Annotated in this window: 17 protein-coding genes and 1 pseudogene; 7 read left to right on the top strand and 11 right to left on the bottom strand. The window is 29.3% G+C overall.

All coding sequences use genetic code 11. From position 1 onward, the window contains the following. Nucleotides 1-42 precede the first annotated feature (42 nt). Nucleotides 43-1,071, top strand: coding sequence for a peptidoglycan bridge formation glycyltransferase FemA/FemB family protein (locus EM932_RS03780; RefSeq protein WP_135875656.1), 1,029 nt, complete (start codon nt 43-45; stop codon nt 1,069-1,071). Between the two features lie 16 nt (nt 1,072-1,087). Here the strand turns inward: EM932_RS03780 and EM932_RS03775 are convergent, their stop codons facing one another. The 3 genes from EM932_RS03775 to EM932_RS03765 are packed head-to-tail and all read right to left on the bottom strand — an operon-like array spanning nt 1,088 to nt 4,776. Continuing rightward, nucleotides 1,088-2,038, bottom strand: coding sequence for a PLP-dependent aminotransferase family protein (locus EM932_RS03775; RefSeq protein WP_135875955.1), 951 nt, complete (start codon nt 2,036-2,038; stop codon nt 1,088-1,090). A gap of 4 nt (nt 2,039-2,042) precedes the next feature. Next, nucleotides 2,043-3,494, bottom strand: coding sequence for an MBOAT family O-acyltransferase (locus tag EM932_RS03770; RefSeq protein ID WP_135875654.1), 1,452 nt, complete (start codon nt 3,492-3,494; stop codon nt 2,043-2,045). Nucleotides 3,495-3,546: 52 nt separating this feature from the next. Beyond that, a complete protein-coding gene (locus EM932_RS03765; RefSeq protein ID WP_135875652.1) occupies nt 3,547-4,776 on the bottom strand; it encodes a GNAT family N-acetyltransferase in 1,230 nt (409 codons plus the stop codon). Between the two features lie 301 nt (nt 4,777-5,077). Between EM932_RS03765 and EM932_RS03760 the strand changes: the two genes are divergently transcribed. Continuing rightward, nucleotides 5,078-5,920, top strand: coding sequence for a cupin-like domain-containing protein (locus EM932_RS03760; RefSeq protein ID WP_135875650.1), 843 nt, complete (start codon nt 5,078-5,080; stop codon nt 5,918-5,920). A gap of 74 nt (nt 5,921-5,994) precedes the next feature. On the opposite strand, the gene EM932_RS03755 is transcribed toward EM932_RS03760, so the two are convergent. Both EM932_RS03755 and EM932_RS03750 read right to left on the bottom strand, forming a co-directional pair. Further along, complete coding sequence (locus EM932_RS03755) at nt 5,995-6,474, bottom strand: Lrp/AsnC family transcriptional regulator (protein ID WP_135875648.1); 480 nt, start codon at nt 6,472-6,474, stop codon at nt 5,995-5,997. 70 nt (nt 6,475-6,544) lie between these two features. Continuing rightward, nucleotides 6,545-7,702, bottom strand: coding sequence for a M14 family metallopeptidase (locus EM932_RS03750; RefSeq protein ID WP_135875646.1), 1,158 nt, complete (start codon nt 7,700-7,702; stop codon nt 6,545-6,547). Between the two features lie 289 nt (nt 7,703-7,991). Here EM932_RS03750 and EM932_RS03745 point away from each other — a divergent pair, with 289 nt between their 5' ends. Further along, entirely contained in the window at nt 7,992-8,372 is a 381-nt protein-coding gene (locus tag EM932_RS03745) for a helix-turn-helix domain-containing protein (protein WP_135875644.1), read from the top strand. A gap of 37 nt (nt 8,373-8,409) precedes the next feature. After that, the gene (locus EM932_RS03740; protein WP_135875642.1) at nt 8,410-8,778 is read left to right on the top strand and encodes a DNA topoisomerase IV; all 369 of its coding nucleotides are present in this window, start codon (nt 8,410-8,412) and stop codon (nt 8,776-8,778) included. A gap of 3 nt (nt 8,779-8,781) precedes the next feature. Here EM932_RS03740 and EM932_RS03735 read toward each other — a convergent pair whose 3' ends face one another. Together EM932_RS03735 and EM932_RS03730 are read right to left on the bottom strand one after the other, a co-directional pair. Continuing rightward, complete coding sequence (locus EM932_RS03735) at nt 8,782-9,285, bottom strand: hydrolase (protein ID WP_135875640.1); 504 nt, start codon at nt 9,283-9,285, stop codon at nt 8,782-8,784. A 10-nt stretch (nt 9,286-9,295) separates the two neighbouring features. After that, on the bottom strand, nt 9,296-10,057 hold the full coding sequence (locus tag EM932_RS03730) for an MBL fold metallo-hydrolase (RefSeq protein WP_135875953.1): 762 nt from the start codon (nt 10,055-10,057) through the stop codon (nt 9,296-9,298). Nucleotides 10,058-10,149: 92 nt separating this feature from the next. Between EM932_RS03730 and EM932_RS03725 the strand changes: the two genes are divergently transcribed. Continuing rightward, nucleotides 10,150-11,610, top strand: a complete 1,461-nt coding sequence (locus EM932_RS03725; protein WP_135875638.1) for a TonB-dependent receptor — start codon at nt 10,150-10,152, stop codon at nt 11,608-11,610. Between the two features lie 58 nt (nt 11,611-11,668). Here EM932_RS03725 and bcp read toward each other — a convergent pair whose 3' ends face one another. Beyond that, nucleotides 11,669-12,121, bottom strand: a complete 453-nt coding sequence (bcp, locus tag EM932_RS03720; RefSeq protein ID WP_135875637.1) for a thioredoxin-dependent thiol peroxidase — start codon at nt 12,119-12,121, stop codon at nt 11,669-11,671. Between the two features lie 35 nt (nt 12,122-12,156). Between bcp and EM932_RS03715 the strand changes: the two genes are divergently transcribed. Continuing rightward, complete coding sequence (locus tag EM932_RS03715; RefSeq protein WP_135875635.1) at nt 12,157-12,816, top strand: endonuclease III domain-containing protein; 660 nt, start codon at nt 12,157-12,159, stop codon at nt 12,814-12,816. A gap of 26 nt (nt 12,817-12,842) precedes the next feature. Here EM932_RS03715 and EM932_RS20820 read toward each other — a convergent pair whose 3' ends face one another. Both EM932_RS20820 and EM932_RS03710 read right to left on the bottom strand, forming a co-directional pair. Further along, complete coding sequence (locus EM932_RS20820; protein ID WP_170179713.1) at nt 12,843-12,989, bottom strand: hypothetical protein; 147 nt, start codon at nt 12,987-12,989, stop codon at nt 12,843-12,845. Between the two features lie 57 nt (nt 12,990-13,046). Further along, nucleotides 13,047-13,631, bottom strand: coding sequence for an RNA polymerase sigma factor (locus EM932_RS03710; RefSeq protein WP_135875633.1), 585 nt, complete (start codon nt 13,629-13,631; stop codon nt 13,047-13,049). Nucleotides 13,632-13,871: 240 nt separating this feature from the next. On the opposite strand from EM932_RS03710, the gene uvrA reads away from it, so the two are divergent. After that, nucleotides 13,872-16,655 (top strand): excinuclease ABC subunit UvrA, encoded by a 2,784-nt coding sequence (gene uvrA / locus EM932_RS03705; protein ID WP_135875631.1) that lies wholly within the window; start codon nt 13,872-13,874, stop codon nt 16,653-16,655. 136 nt (nt 16,656-16,791) lie between these two features. On the opposite strand, the pseudogene EM932_RS21480 reads toward uvrA, so the two are convergent. Continuing rightward, nucleotides 16,792-16,896, bottom strand: a pseudogene (locus EM932_RS21480) (IS982 family transposase); the annotation flags it as partial.

Here is a 16,896-nt window from a genome sequence, read left to right as displayed (position 1 = left end):
ATAGATAATATCACTATAAACCTACACACTCAACACGACTGAATGCATATTGATTTACAAATAATTACTAGCAAAAACGAATGGAAAAAAACTTTGGCGAAAGTTAGCAATTATGATTTTTACCACACATATGTATATCATAAATTATCAAAAAAAGAAAACGAAGAAGCTATACTATTAAAGTATTCCGAAGACGATAAACTCATTTGTATTCCTTTCATTCTCAGAAAAATTAAGAACACAGAATATTTTGATGTGACCTCTGTTTATGGGTATTCTGGACCACTTCATAAAAATATTAATCCATCATTTGACAATACTAATTTTATAAAGGTATTAAAGAAGTATTTTATAGATAAAAAAATAGTATCTGTTTTTTCAAGACTAAATCCTTTTATAAAAAATCAAGATTTAATATTAAAAAATTTTGGTAGTATTGTTGAACTTGGCAGTATAGTTAATATTGATTTATCCAAGCCATTAGAAAATCAAAAAGCATCGTTTTCCAGAACCACAAACCGATACATTGCTAAAGGGAACAAGTTTTTAGAAATTAAAAAAAGCAATAAAAGCAATGATATTGAATCATTTATAAATCTATATTATAAAAATATGGATCGAGTAAAGGCAAAAAAAAGGTACTATTTTAGTAAACAATACTTTTTAGATTTTATAGCTAGTGATGAGTTTAAAACTAATATTATTCTTGCAATTTGTAAAAAAACTAACAAAATTATTTCTGCAGCATTAATGGTGGAAACAAATAATATTATTCAATATCATTTATCAGGAACTGATGTTGAATATTTGAAAATTTCTCCAATTAGGTCGATTATAAATAAAACTATGGTTGACGGGACAAAAGATAAATTCACTTATTTTAATTTAGGTGGCGGTTTAGGAAATGAACAGGATAACCTCTTCAAATTTAAATCGTCTTTTTCTACAGATTTCAAATTTTTTAAAATATGGAAATATATTGTAAATAAAGAAGTGTATGAGAGCCTAGTTAATCAAAAAGATATAAAAATACAAACAGATTTTTTCCCTCTTTATAGAGAAGAAGAATAATTATTAAAAATATTATTTATAATAATTTATAATAATTTATAATTATATCTGCAATTATATCTCTCCCATGATTATTCCAATGCATATCATATATTAGCGTTGTTGGTTTTTTAGAAGAATTTAAAGCAACATAGGTATCTATATATTTAAAATTGTTATCCTTTAAGTAGTTTAAAAAAATTTGTGGTGTAACATTAGTATCTAAAAGAAATGTAAAGCGGTTTTTATCAAAACCATATTTTTTAATTAAACTTTTAAAGTTTTCTATATAGGTTATATACTTTTCTTTAATGTCATTCTTAGTTTCAGTTCTTTTTAATAACACTTTATTTTTTTTTCCAATTGAAGATAGCTTTCCTGCCAATTTCCATAGCGGATCAAGAACTCCAATATTTTGAGTATAAACTAATAGTTTTATGCTACGTATTTTTTTGTAGAAAGGGGACTCTAGGTGCATTCTATCTTGTACTAATTTATACTCTTTTCTAATCAAATCGTCATCAAACTTTAGTCCAATAACTACATGATCAATCTTATCAAAAGTTTCTTTATAAGCATGAATTAAATGCAATTGATCTGCCAAATCATAACCAGCATATCCATATTCATAAACCTCAATTCCCTCTAGCCTATCCTCTATTTTCTTTCCTATAGAATTATAATAATTTTGATGAAATCCTTGGATAAATGAATCACCCACCAATGCTAATTCAACTTTATCTATAGATGGTACAAACTCACGATAAGAGTTATACCCTGAATTGTTAATATTAAACTCAGAGAAGTTTTGAAGCCGATTCCCTGTTACAGAATGCCCTTTTTGGTTTGGTTCCCATTTCTCTACATTAAACTCATCAACAAACCTAGTAGGGTTGTCTTTACTTAAATGTGTAACACGTACTAATATTTCTAATGTTAGTAAAATTAGAATCACATATAATCCACTTTTAAAAAAAAACTTTTTCATCATATTAAAATTGAAAGTAAATAAATGATCTATCTATACTACTATCATAAAATAAAAGCATAGTAAATATAATTAGCGTGTAGATAACAAATCTTGTAAATTTAGATTTGAATTTAAACGGAGTACGTTCATCTTTTCTTATTATATATTCGTACAAAACAAATACAATTAAAAGAACATAATAGTCTATCATTCGATAACCCTTAGGATGGAGATAAGTTTCAAATGAAAAATCAGTGATTATTTTATAGATAAAATTAAAAGCATCCATTATAGATTCTGATCTGAAAAAAATCCACGAAAATGTAACTAATGAAAAGACCTTTATAATTTTAAACACCTCTACAATAGAAGGAAATAACCTATTCTCTCCAACAATAGAATCTTTATATATCTTATTTTTTCCTATTAAAAAAACTGGAATAAATGCCAAAGCATGCAAAGCTCCCCAAAAAATATAAGTCCAGTTTGCTCCATGCCAAAACCCACTAACTAAAAAAACAATAGTAATATTCTTTAGTGATATCCATTTACTATGATGAGACCCTCCTAATGGTATATAAATATAATATCTAAACCATGTAGATAAAGATATATGCCATCGTCTCCAAAACTCTGCTATATTTCTTGAAAAATATGGAAATTTAAAATTAGACATCAACTCTATTCCAAAAAGTTTTGCAGTACCTATGGCTATATCTGAGTAGCCACTAAAGTCTCCATATATTTGGAAACTAAACAATGTAACTCCCATAATAAGCGTAGAAGCTGAATAATCAGAATAATTAGCGAAAATATCATTGACAATAGGAGCTAATGCATCAGCTATTACCACTTTTTTAAATAACCCCCATAATATTAATTTTAAACCACTTACAGATTGGTTGTAACTAAACGTTCTTTTGGTTATTATTTGAGAGAGTAAATTTGTTGCTCTTTCTATAGGTCCTGCTACTAATTGAGGAAAGAAACTTACAAACGCAGCAAACGATAAATAATCTTTTGTTGGTTTAAGTTTTTTATAATAGATATCAAAAGAATACGACATGGTTTGAAACGTATAAAAAGAAATCCCAACTGGAAGGATAACTTTCAATGTCCATGTACTTCCCATATTGTACCCAAAAAGGGAAAACATATCTATCCAAGAGTCTACAAAAAAGTTATAATATTTAAAAAAACCTAAAAGACCAACATTAAAAGCTACACTACACCATAACCATAATTTTCTTTTTGATGATTTATTATTGGAATCTATCATGATACCAACAAAGTAATCTACAGTGGTGCTTAAAATAATTAAAGAAAGGAATCTCCAATCCCACCATCCATAAAATACATAACTGGCTATAAGTAATAAGATATTCTGCTTTTTTACACTTTTTTTAAATAAAAACCAATAGAGAATAAAAACAATAAATAAAAAAATGAAAAACTCTAATGAATTAAATACCATTGTAATTTATTATAAAAAGTTATATGTAATTTTCAAATCAAGCATTTTTAACTTATTTAGTAATAGTCTCAAGTAAAATATTAGGTTTAATAGAAAAAAACTTATTTACCTTATCATTCTCTATTTGATAAATTTTATTATCATTATCTTTTATCTCATAGATTGATATATTATCATATCTAGCGGATTGTAAATATTGAAAATCATAAACATATTTTCTTAAGAATGCATATTTATCTTTGGTGAGATCAATAATGTCACGTTTACTCCCTTTTAAATGATTATAATCTTCTATTTCCTCAAAAACTAAATCAGTGCTATTGTTTTTAGTGTCATCAACATGCTTATTTTTATTTCTCAATAAAGACTTTAATTTAGTAAGTATCACAAAACGTTCTTTATTCATAATTATATAGCCCATTGCTTGATTGACTTTTTTAATTAAAAATGCCTTAAAGGTTTTACTTAAAGATTTTTTGTTGAAAATCACATGACTTGTGTAGTCAAAAACAGTATTACACCAATAACGCTTATATGGATAATCGCCATATCTCATATTAAAAACATGATATCCATTATCAAAACACCATTCCATCTTTTTCAATATAATAATGTTTCCTAAACCAAATTTAGAGTAATCTATTTCATAAGAGCTAATTGCACTTTCAAAAATATTTTCGTACAAATAATCTAGACTTATAGAGATGGGTATATTATTGCTATATATAACAAACAAGCAAGCTTTTTTATCAAGAATCATATTATAAGTTGCTTTCTTATAATAATCCCAGTTTTTTAAACTACTGTGTACATCTCCTCTTTGTACAAATCGCTTTTCTATCATTAAACGCAATCTTTCTATTATCTCTGCACATTTAGCTTCTTCTATATCACCACAATACACTTTGTAGCTTATATCAAAACAAGTTTCAAGCCTTTTTAAGCGTCTTATTACTAACTTATTTCCACTTTTACCTAACTGTTTAATCATGTATTCTTTAACATTACTAGCTTTAGATAAGTCACACATGAACCCTTTAAAGTATTTATACTTAAATACAGATAATGGTAATTCTTTATTATTTAGTTTTAATTCAAAAAATGAAGGAACAAACTCTATTAAATAAATGTTATCGAGAGATTCTTTTTCTAAACTTGAATTAGAATTAATATAATTCTGATCATTAATTTTATTATATACACCATTATATAAGTTATTAAACACATTTTTTTCAAAAAAATCTTGTGTGAAATTATAGTTTAATGATTTTAACAAGTTCATTTTAATTTTTTTTAGTTATTTTATCATTCTCTATATGCTATTAAAAAGCTAAGCAATTAATTCTTTTTTAATAGATTCCAAATGTCTTACAACCTATCTGGAATATCAAAATTATTCTTTGAATTACATAATTACTATGATAACAACACAAAATTAACTCTACACATAAAGTTAGTATATCGAAATAATTGATCAATTAATCTAAATAATATGATATAAATAAAATAGAATTAAATATTTCGATACTTTTATCTAATAGAAATAGTTTTTATAGGTTATTTGAACCCTAAAATTACACAAAATGAATATAGTCTCTAAGATCTTGGATCAAAGTCAACCGATTGAAGAAATAACATCTATAGACGCTGTATCCTTTAAAAAGGAATATTTTAAAAAGAAAAAACCTGTTATCATAAAAGGAATCGCTAAAGAATGGGAAGCTGTAAAAAGATGGGATTTAGATTTTTTCCTAAGACTTAAGGATGATAAAGATATATACTTGCTATCAGATAATTTCATTCAAGACGATAACAGATATAGAAAGGCATCTTTTAAAGAGTATATAATGCAACTAAAAGAAGCAGAATCTAACAATAAAGATTTTAAAGATTATTTAACAACATTAGACATTTTTAAATACTACCCAGAGCTTAAAAATGATATCAATTTTCCTTTTTTTGGAAAACACACAAAAGTAAACGATATAACAGCTTGGATTGGCCCTTCAGGTACTATTTCTGGTTTTCATGCAGATACTGCTAATAATTTGTATGCTCAAATAAGAGGCAAAAAGATGTTTATAATTTCTTCAACAAAATTTAATAAAACGATGTACCCAAGTAGTAAACACATTTATGGTGCTGTAGCTAGCGAAGTAGATATTAATAATTTTGATGAGGATAAATTTCCTAAGTTTTTGAACAATGACTTTAAAAGCGTTATTCTAGAGCCAGGAGATATATTATTCGTACCACAAAATTGGTGGCATTATGTACAAGCTCTTGATTCTTCAATAAGTATTAGTAATTTTGGTTATACAAAATTTGAAGTGTATAGTTTAAAATTCAAAGAACGAATTATACAGTCTTTGCATAAAAGAGGCTATTACAAAGCTAATAATTGCTTTTGCTGTGAAAAAAGTTAATAACATAAAAAAGCTCTTTTCTTTAAAAGAGCTTTTTTATGTTATATTCTCCAAAAATAAAAGAACTAATAATGCTACATATTTTTAAATATAGAATGCATTAGACGTTTTTTATCATTTATGCTTTCCTCTAAAGATATCATAGTTTCTGTTCTGTATACACCTTCTATATCATCTAATAGGAAAATAACTTCTTTAGCATGTTCAGTACTTTTGGCCCTAATTTTACAGAAAATATTGAATTTCCCTGTAGTTATATGCGCTACAGTAACGTATGCAATTTCATTGATGCGTTCTAAAACAAACTTAGTTTGAGACGTATTATTTAAATACACCCCTACGTATGCTATAAATGAATAACCAAGCTTTTTATAATCTAGCATTAATGAAGAGCCTTTTATAATTCCGGATTCTTCCATTTTTTTTACACGTACATGTACGGTACCTGCAGAAATTAATAATTTCTTTGCAATGTCTGTAAATGGTATTCTTGTGTTATCGATTAACATATCAAGAATTTGATGGTCGATTTCGTCTAATTTGATTTTCCCCATAATTAAGTATTCTTAAATAAAAAGCAAAATTAATACATTTTCATTAATAATTATGCATAATCCATATGTTTTATTTCGTTATTAATGCGATTTTCTCATTATTTATTATTACGAAAACGTTTTCGTAATTGATTTTCACCAATTTATTGTCAACATCTAAAACCGCAAAGTCATTGGCATTGATTTCTTTATGTCCATAAAAAGTATCTAAATTTTCAATTTTTTCAATTTTAGGAAGAAATTCAATTTTATTATCGATCAATTTTTCCTGATATTGAATTGCTATGTCATTAATTTTTTCATTAGAATTACCTGGAACCTTAGCATTTCTTATAATGACATCGAAAAAACATTTTTCATTTTCTGGTATTTCTAAATAATGTTTATAATTATCCCCTTTAACAGCATTATTAGCAATATAATTTAATGATGAAATATATGAGATGTAAATAAGTTCTCGGGTAACTTCCCGCCCATAATCATCTTTATAATGGCCCGCTTCAAATAAAATTGTTGGAATATTTTCATTTTGAAATGTATCACCAACACAATTTAAATTAAATGCATCATCATAGACTCCTACTTGATTAGGGATAATCTTTTGTAAAGCATCATTCATAATATTGATAACCTCCATAGCAATCTTTCTGTTGGGTGTTATTGTACAGGCTTCATCTTGTGCAGGTGCCAAAAATGATACTGTTGCAGATTTATTGGCATTTCCAGCACTAAAAATAGTTCGTTGGCCATGTAAATTAAAGCAAAAATGAGGTTTAAAAGATTCAAAGACGGTTCTTAAAGTTTTACTCTCTGGCTGAGATAAATTTTGAGCGTCTCTATTTAAATCAACTCTGTTAGCATTTATCCGCGTGTAAGCCGCTGCGCCATCTGGATTAAGTATAGGTATAACATATAAAGTACAGGCTTCTACAATGTTTTTACAATTAGTATCTGAATCTAAAAGTGTGTTTAATAGATCAAATAAAGCTTTAGTCGTGGTCGACTCATTACCATGCATTTGTGACCACATTAAAATTCGCTTTTTTCCTTCACCAACTTTAAGTCCGTAAATAGGGTTGTTTAAAACCGATTTACCAATGGTTTCTATAGCAACATATTCTTTTAGGTTGTTTAAGAGAGGTACTATATGCTTGTTGGTTATATAACGGTGTGATAAGTTGGTTTCTTTATGTTTTGAAAATAAAGATTTTATTTCTTCTACTTGCATACTGTTTTTTTATGTTGACAAAGTTAAACAATTACAAATTCACAAATGTAAACACATTAAATAAAGCAAATGTTCACATTTATATACAAACATTTAATGATTAAGCTACAGATGTTTACTTGAATAGTCTTAATATAATTTTTAATATATAAATATTTGTTAATTAGTATTTTATGGTTTATTACATAAAGTAAAAGTATCATTAAAAATCTATATAATTCCAGAAAAACCCTATCGCCTAACATAAATTTGTTACATTTGTAAAAACAACAATAAAATATAGTTTACAATGGTAAACATGAATGATTTTGTAAACAGATTACAAAAAGTAATGGATTACTATGGGGAATCTGCTTCCTCTTTTGCTGAGAAAATTGGCGTACAACGTTCAAGTATTTCACATATATTATCTGGTAGAAATAAACCCAGCTTAGACTTCATCTTAAAAATCCTTTCCTCATTTCCTGAAGTTGATTTGTATTGGCTATTTAATGGAAAAGGAGATTTTCCTTCAAAAAGTAACCTTAAAGAACCTGAACCCCATCCTAAAAAAGAAACAGATCTTTTCTCTGTAAATGAAAAATTGCCAGTTAAAACACCTAATGATAAGGACATTGAACGTATTATTATTTTTTATTCTGACGGAAGTTTCAAAAACTTTGAGAATTAGTACAATTCTTTAGTAAATTTGCTCCTAAAGTTATTGTATGAGATTTCTATTCCTAATACTTTTATTAAGTGTTGTTAGTTGTTATGAAACAGCTCGTGATTGTAAGGACTATAAAACTGGGGAATTCTATAGTGAAGTAATTATTAATGATGAATTGTTTACATCTAAATTCAAAAGAACGAACGAGTTGCAGGTTGAAGTTTACAATAATAAGATTGATTCGTCTAAACTACGTTGGATTAATGACTGCGAAGTTATTTTTAAAACAATCAAGCCTAAAAACATGGCGGAACAAAAAGATATTCATTTAAAAATTTTAACAACAACAGATTCTTCATATACTTATGAATATTCCTATGTAGGCGAAATAAAAAAACAAAAAGGTATTGCCTATAGGGTTAAGTAGACACTATCTGTCAAACGGGTATAAGAAATACTCAACTAGATTAAATTTAAGCTGTTTATCTTGAGTTATCTCATAAGTTAAAAAGATTTCTCCCCAATACTCTCCATCGGAAAAATCAGCAATTATCCATTTGTGATTTAACATTTTCACAGTATTAATCATCATCTTTCTACCCTCACTAGCTACATAAGGTACAATAGGATGCTCGCCTTTAACTTCATTTAGTTTGTAAAGCTCATCTTTTATAAAAGGAATCAATTCAGATATATTATAACCATCATTTTCAAAATAACTAATAGCATCTTCATTTCTATCTAAATTAAAATGCGAAAGCTTCAAAATATCATCTTGTAAAGCAGCTACCGAATCTTTGTATTTTTCTAATACTGTTTTTTGAGCAGTGAGCTTATTATTTATATCTTCAAATATCCGCTTTGAATTCACATACTGAAATAAGACCAATAATGCCGTAAAAACGAACAAATACATAAAAATCCTTTGTTTCATACTTTTTAATTTAAATTGTTATTTCTAAACCATCATATGCTAAAAAAACATTCTCTGGCAACGTTTTCTCTACTTCCTCATGAAACCCAAGTAAATGACTAATATGAGTTAAGTAGGCCTTTTTCGGTTTTACTTTATCAATAAACTGCAATGCTTCTTCTAAATTAAAATGTGAACGATGCGAATCTATTCTTAAAGCATTGATAACTAATACTTTTACGCCTATAATTTTTTCAATCTCCTTATCTGAGACAGTTTTCATATCGGTTAAATACGCAAAATCATTAAATCTATAACCAAATACCTGTAGCTCATCATGCAAACCATTAACAGGCATTACTTTCATGTTTTTTAGTTTAAATGATTTGTTTTTTACTCGATTTGTAATAACAGTTGGAGCTCCTGGGTATTTATTTTTTGTAGCAAAAATATAATCAAACCGTTTGCGCAATGATTTTAACACACGCTTATGTGCATAAATAGGAATATTGCCTTGCTTAAAATAAAAAGGTCTAATATCATCCAACCCCAATACATGATCGGAATGTTCATGAGTAAAAACAATACCATCAATTCTATCACATTCAGCCCTTAGCATTTGGTATCTAAAATCCGGTCCACAATCAATCACATACGTGTAATTATCCCAGGCCACTAAAACAGAAACACGCAATCTTTTATCTTTTGAATTTGCACTTAAACAAACAGGATGCTTGCTTCCAATAATTGGAATACCTTGTGATGTTCCCGTTCCTAAAAAAGTTACTTTCAACTGCATTAAGTTTTGCACAAAAATAGCGTTATTTTTTTGTTTGCTATACATATTTAATACCTTTGTAGCAGGACAAACAACCAGTAAATAATATGGAAATAACCATAAAGGGTGATAAAGAATTTAATGATGTTCCTTCGTTAAAATCGAAGGCACTTCGTATTAATTTAAACGAAAACATCTACGGAACATTTGCAGAAATTGGAGCAGGTCAAGAGACTTGTCGTCATTTTTTTAGAGCTGGTGGGGCTTCAGGGACCATTGCAAAAGCAATGTCTGCCTATGACAAGGATTTTAGTGATGCTGTTTATGGAGCTGAAGATGATGGCCGTTATGTAACAGAAGACCGTTTAAGAAAAATGCTTAGCCATGAAATGGACCTCATGGAAACAAGGTTAACACGAGAAAAACATCCAAATAAAATATTTTTCACATATGCTAATACTGTTGCTACAATAGACTTTGCGAAGCAATTCAAAGGTCACGGATGGGTTGGTATTAAATATCAAGTTGAAGCTACAGGTGATTATAATGAGATTCTTTTACATCTTAGATTTAAAGAAACGGATGCACGTTTACAGCAAGAAACACTTGGCGTATTAGGCACAAACCTTATATATGGTGCATTTTATAAATATAACGAGCCTAAAAAACTACTACGCTATCTATATGATCATTTAGACAAGGATCAATTAGAAATTGATACTATCAATTTTTCAGGACCAGCCTTTCAAAATATCGACAACCGATTAATGAGCTTACAGCTTGTTAAAAATGGCATGACAGATGCTGTAGTGTTTGGTCCTGATGGAACAAATGTACTTCCAGCAAGAGTTTTTTACAAAAAGAACATTTTGGCCCTACGAGGCAGCTTCAGACCTGTAACTAAGGTAAACATGGCAATGTATGAGAAATCATACGAAATGTTTATAAAAGAAAGTAAAGTTAATCCTGATAAAACCGTAGTCGTTTTTGAAATCACACTATCAAATTTAAGAGCAGAAGGAGAAATTGATGAACAAGATTTTATAGACAGAGCAGATTTGCTATGTTCTTTAGGACAATCTGTTATGATTTCTAACTTTCAGGAATACTTTAAGGTTGTCGAGTACTTTTCAAATTACACCAAAGCCAGAATGGGATTAGCTATGGGGGTTAGTAATTTGGTTGATATTTTTGATGAAAAATACTATCGTCATATAAGCGGTGGTATTCTTGAAGCATTTGGTAAATTATTTTTCAAAGACTTAAAAGTTTACCTATACCCAATGCTAGATCCTGAAACTGGGGAATTAATTAATAGCGAAAATTTAAAAGTATATCCACGTATGAAAGAATTATATAAATTCTTTAAATACAATGGAAAAGTAATCGACATAGAAGATTACGATAAAAGCATCATGAGTATATTTTCTCGCGAAATTTTACGCATGATTTCTGAAGGTGAACGTGGATGGGAAGATATGGTGCCAGAAGGCACAGCAGACTTAATTAAAGATTATCGTTTATTTGGGTATACCAGAAAACCTTTAACCCTAGCTAAACGTAAATAGATAATATTACTTTATAAAATTATAAAAAGGCCTTCTTAAAATTTCAAGAAGGCTTTTTTTATTCTAATATTTGGGCTGCATGTATTTTGGCTTTTACTTTATCAACAACTTTTTCAATCACACCTTCTTCGTCAATAACGAAAGTAATACGGTGAATACCATCAAAAGTACGTCCCATAAATTTTTTCTCCCCCCAAACACCAAAAGCATTGATTACTTCTTTATCAACATCTGCTAATAATGGATATGGAAAATTAAATTTCTTTTTAAAATTTGATTGTTTCTTTTGAGTATCTGCGCTAACGCCTAAAATCTCATAACCCTTTTCTTTCAAGACAGTATATTCATCCCGTAAATTACAAGCTTCTACTGTACACGTTGGGGTATTCGCTTTTGGATAAAAGAAAACCACTAATTTTTTACCTTTAAAATCTGATAATTTAACCGTATTTCCTAGCTCATCTAAAGCTTCAAAATTTGGTGCCTTATCTCCTACTTTTAATGTGTTCATATTTTATAACTTTGTTATTGCTAAAATACAAACGAATGACCAAACAAGAAAGAGTAAACTTTGTTATTAATACACTATATAAACTTTATCCAGAAATACCTATTCCTTTAGATCATAAAGATCCTTATACCTTATTAATAGCAGTACTGATGTCCGCTCAAAGCACTGATGTTAGGGTTAATAAAATAACCCCTTTACTATTTGAAAAAGCAGATAATCCCTACGATATGATTAAATTATCTGTAGAAGAAATAAGAAACATTATAAAACCAGTTGGCTTATCCCCAATGAAAAGCAAAGGTATTCATGGTTTATCGGAAATACTAATAAAAAAACATAATGGTAAAGTACCACAAAACTTTGAAGCACTTGAAGCTTTGCCTGCCGTTGGACATAAAACTGCCAGCGTTGTTATGTCTCAAGCCTTTGGCATTCCTGCTTTCCCTGTAGACACGCACATACATAGGTTAATGTATCGTTGGAATTTAAGTAACGGTAAAAATGTTGTGCAAACAGAAAAAGATGCAAAAAGACTATTTCCAAAAGAACTATGGAACGACTTACACCTTCAGATTATTTGGTACGGAAGACAATATTCCCCTGCAAGAGGTTGGGATCTAGATAAAGATATTATCACGAAAACAATTGGTAGGCAATCTGTTATCAATGATTACAATAAATTGAAAAAGTCCTGATAAAAATATCAGGACTTTTTGAAAACTTAGTTTAGAAGCGCTTCAAACTTCAATTTATTATAATTTATAACACTTAAAGCCTTAGAATAATTTAGAAGAAAATTAACCGTTTCTTCTTTGGGTTCACGTTCATTTAAATTTTTAATAGAATTTTCAGAGTAAATTTTTGCCATTTTATCGATTTAAATATTAATTCAGATAATAAACGTAACAAAATTTACTTTATTGTATTAATTTGTTAAAACAATGTTATGCTTATCTATAATTTTCCTTAAATTTATCAAAGCATAACGCATTCTACCAAGAGCTGTATTAATACTAACCCCTGTTCTGTCGGATATTTCTTTAAAACTCATATCGTTATAAATACGCATCAATAATACTTCCTTTTGGTCTTCAGGAAGCTCGTCTACCAATCTTCTCACATCACTTTCAACCTGCTCTTTAATAATGCTTTTTTCAGCATTTAAACTGGTGTCGCTTAAAACAGAAAAGATACTAAACTCTCCTGCGTTATCAAATTTTGGCATTCTTTTGTTTTTCCTAAAAAAATCAATAACCAAATTATGAGATATCCGCATTACCCATGGTAAAAACTTACCTTCTTCATTATAAGAGCCACGTTTAAGAGTCCTAATAACTTTTATAAAAGTATCTTGAAAAATATCTTCAGCAACATCTTTATCATAAACTTTAGAATAGATAAAGCTGTAAATTTTTTGTTTGTGTCTGGTAATAAGGATTTCTAGAGCACTTTCATTACCTTTAATATAGTTGCTAACTAGATTAGCATCAGAAATTAATTCGTATTGCATAATAATTACTTTTAGTGCATCGAAGAGGACTTCTTTGCTTGGGGTTACATGTTTAAAAGTAATGTTCTGCTTATAGGCGAGAGTTAAATATTAAGGTTAATAAGGAATTCAAATATAACAACAATAAACTCGAAAAAACAAAAAAATAACCGCTTTTTTTAATATTTACTTACAATACAATGCATTTTTTATGCTGCAATAGTTATAGTATCTTTGCAAAATTATTCCTTTAAAAAGCCTATGAATACTAATATTTCTGAAGTAGATCCTAAAGAAAACATCATCATTAAAGGTGCAAAACTACATAACTTAAAAAATATCGATGTAATAATACCCAGAAACAAATTGGTGGTCATTACAGGACTATCTGGCTCTGGAAAATCAAGTTTAGCCTTTGATACATTATATGCAGAAGGTCAACGTCGTTATGTTGAAAGTTTATCGAGTTATGCTCGTCAATTTTTGGGTCGATTAAACAAACCCAAAGTAGATTACATAAAAGGAATCGCCCCAGCCATAGCTATTGAGCAAAAGGTGAATTCAACAAACCCAAGGTCTACTGTCGGTACTACTACAGAAATTTACGATTACTTAAAACTATTGTTCGCCAGAATTGGTAAAACCTACTCACCTATTTCTGGTCATGAAGTAAAAAAAGATACAGTAACTGATGTTTTAAATTATTTAAAAACATTTCCCGAAAGAGAAAAACTACTACTGCTCGCTCCTATTTATTTAGAAGAAGGCCGAAGTATGCAAGATAAGCTCAAAGCCTTGCAACAACAAGGTTACGCTCGAGTAAAAATAAAAGATTCGGTGACTCGTATTGATGAAATTGACACGCCATCAGATACAGAAAATATATTATTAGTTGTTGATAGGATTATTGTTAAAAATGAAGAAGATTTTCTTAATCGATTAGCAGACGCTATACAGACAGCTTTTTTTGAAGGGAAAGGCGAATGTATAATAGAAATTTTAAGCAGCAACAAGCAACGTATGTTTAGCAATAGATTTGAATTGGATGGTATTAATTTCTTAGAGCCAAACGTACATTTATTTAGCTTTAACAACCCATATGGTGCTTGTCCTAAATGTGAAGGCTACGGTGATATTATTGGTATTGATGATGATTTAGTAATACCAAACACAGGGCTTTCTGTTTATGAAAATGCTATTTTTCCATGGCGAGGAGAAAGTGTGGGTTGGTATAGGGATCAATTAGTAAACAATTCTCATAAATTTAATTTTCCTATTCACAAACCGTACTTCGAGCTAAGTGATACCCAAAAACAACTCATTTGGAATGGAAATCAATATTTTGAAGGATTAAATTCATTTTTCGCTGAATTAGAATCAAAAGCATATAAAATTCAAAACCGTGTCATGTTATCCCGCTACCGTGGAAAAACAAAGTGTAAAGCATGTAATGGTAAACGTTTGCGTTCTGAAGCGAATTATATAAAGATTGGCGGTGCCACTATTACAGATTTGGTAGAAATGCCTTTAGATAAATTAGCGAATTTTTTCAAGCAGCTAGAATTAAGTGATTACGACACGCAAATTGCTACCAGACTGCTAAAAGAAATTAATAATAGATTATCATTTCTGTCAAATGTCGGTTTAGACTATTTAACACTTAATAGAAAATCAAATACCCTATCTGGAGGCGAAAGCCAACGTATTAACCTAGCCACATCCTTAGGGAGTAGTTTAGTAGGATCTATGTATATTTTAGATGAACCTAGTATTGGTCTACACCCCAAAGACACAGAACGTTTAATTTCTGTATTAAAATCACTGAGAGACTTAGGAAACACAGTTATTGTAGTTGAGCATGACGAAGATATAATGATGGCTGCAGATAATATTATAGATATAGGTCCTGAGGCAGGAACTTTTGGTGGTCATGTGGTTGCACATGGTAATTATGCAGATATTCTGGCATCAGAATCTTTAACCGCTCAATATTTAAATGAGTCATTAAAAATTGAAGTGCCAGAAAAACGAAGAACCTCAAAATACTATGTAGATATCAAGGGAGCTCGTGAGAATAATTTAAAAAATATCGATGTTCGCTTTCCGCTAGGCATGTTAACTGTAATAACTGGGGTTTCTGGTAGTGGAAAAAGCACATTAGTTAAAAAAATATTATACCCTGCATTACAAAAGAAATTAACCGATTTTGGGGATAAACCAGGTCAATTTAGTAGTTTAAATGGTAATTTTAGTAATATCAAACATATTGAATTTGTAGACCAAAACCCCATTGGTCGCTCTTCACGCTCTAACCCTGTAACCTACATAAAAGCTTACGACGACATAAGAGCTTTATTTTCAAAACAGAAATTAAGCACTATAAGGAATTATCAGGCAAAGCATTTTTCTTTTAATGTAGATGGCGGACGTTGTGAAACTTGCAAAGGAGAAGGTGAAGTGACTATTGAAATGCAGTTCATGGCCGATGTACATTTAGAATGCGAAACCTGTAAAGGGAAACGCTTTAAAAAAGAAGTGCTTGAGGTGACTTTTGGAGATAAAAGCATTGATGATATTTTAAATTTAACTATAGATAATGCCATTGAGTTTTTTGATAATCAGAAACAAACCAAAATTAAAAACAAACTTCAACCTTTGCAAGATGTTGGCTTAGGTTATGTGACTTTAGGACAAAGTTCTTCTACCCTTTCTGGTGGTGAAGCGCAACGTATAAAACTAGCATCCTTCTTGGGTAAAGGTAATAAGAAAGATAAAGCACTATTTATTTTTGACGAACCGACTACTGGCTTACATTTTCATGACATTCAAAAACTCCTAAAATCTTTTAACGCTTTAATTGATAATGGGCATTCTATTATAGTGGTGGAGCATAATTTAGAACTTATTAAATGTGCTGATCACATTATAGACTTAGGACCCAAAGGTGGAGAAACTGGAGGAAACCTCGTTACCTCAGGAATTCCTGAAGATATCATTAAAGTAAAAGCGTCTGAAACTGGAAAATATTTAAAAGATAAGCTTTAGCCTCCATAAAAATATTGCGCTTAATAAAATAAGAAGCCAACTAAACTAATTATAACTATAGCTATTGGTATTACAAACATTAAATAGACAAAACTTGAAATGCTGGTTTTTATAAACCTGAGTTCGAGCTAAGGATTTAGAAAAACAATGCTAATTGTTCAGACTTATATGTTTCAAATTTGATAGCAGGTTTCTTTTCTTGAAAAGAATAAGCAATTAAACTAGCAATCAAGTTGGTAAT

This window comes from Flavivirga rizhaonensis, assembly GCF_004791695.1.
GTDB lineage: Bacteria > Bacteroidota > Bacteroidia > Flavobacteriales > Flavobacteriaceae > Flavivirga > Flavivirga rizhaonensis.
This window is presented reverse-complemented; position numbering and strand designations above follow the sequence as displayed.

Coding starts and splice junctions, on each gene's coding strand:
- EM932_RS03740 (WP_135875642.1), top strand. CDS start 8,410: ATGAGATTTCTATTCCTAATACTTTTATTAAGTGTTGTTAGTTGTTAT.
- EM932_RS03775 (WP_135875955.1), bottom strand. CDS start 2,038: ATGAAAAAGTTTTTTTTTAAAAGTGGATTATATGTGATTCTAATTTTA.
- uvrA (WP_135875631.1), top strand. CDS start 13,872: ATGAATACTAATATTTCTGAAGTAGATCCTAAAGAAAACATCATCATT.
- EM932_RS03780 (WP_135875656.1), top strand. CDS start 43: ATGCATATTGATTTACAAATAATTACTAGCAAAAACGAATGGAAAAAA.
- EM932_RS03755 (WP_135875648.1), bottom strand. CDS start 6,474: ATGGGGAAAATCAAATTAGACGAAATCGACCATCAAATTCTTGATATG.
- EM932_RS03735 (WP_135875640.1), bottom strand. CDS start 9,285: ATGAAACAAAGGATTTTTATGTATTTGTTCGTTTTTACGGCATTATTG.
- EM932_RS03765 (WP_135875652.1), bottom strand. CDS start 4,776: ATGAACTTGTTAAAATCATTAAACTATAATTTCACACAAGATTTTTTT.
- bcp (WP_135875637.1), bottom strand. CDS start 12,121: ATGAACACATTAAAAGTAGGAGATAAGGCACCAAATTTTGAAGCTTTA.
- EM932_RS03760 (WP_135875650.1), top strand. CDS start 5,078: ATGAATATAGTCTCTAAGATCTTGGATCAAAGTCAACCGATTGAAGAA.
- EM932_RS03745 (WP_135875644.1), top strand. CDS start 7,992: ATGGTAAACATGAATGATTTTGTAAACAGATTACAAAAAGTAATGGAT.
- EM932_RS03715 (WP_135875635.1), top strand. CDS start 12,157: ATGACCAAACAAGAAAGAGTAAACTTTGTTATTAATACACTATATAAA.
- EM932_RS03770 (WP_135875654.1), bottom strand. CDS start 3,494: ATGGTATTTAATTCATTAGAGTTTTTCATTTTTTTATTTATTGTTTTT.
- EM932_RS03710 (WP_135875633.1), bottom strand. CDS start 13,631: ATGCAATACGAATTAATTTCTGATGCTAATCTAGTTAGCAACTATATT.
- EM932_RS20820 (WP_170179713.1), bottom strand. CDS start 12,989: ATGGCAAAAATTTACTCTGAAAATTCTATTAAAAATTTAAATGAACGT.
- EM932_RS03750 (WP_135875646.1), bottom strand. CDS start 7,702: ATGCAAGTAGAAGAAATAAAATCTTTATTTTCAAAACATAAAGAAACC.
- EM932_RS03725 (WP_135875638.1), top strand. CDS start 10,150: ATGGAAATAACCATAAAGGGTGATAAAGAATTTAATGATGTTCCTTCG.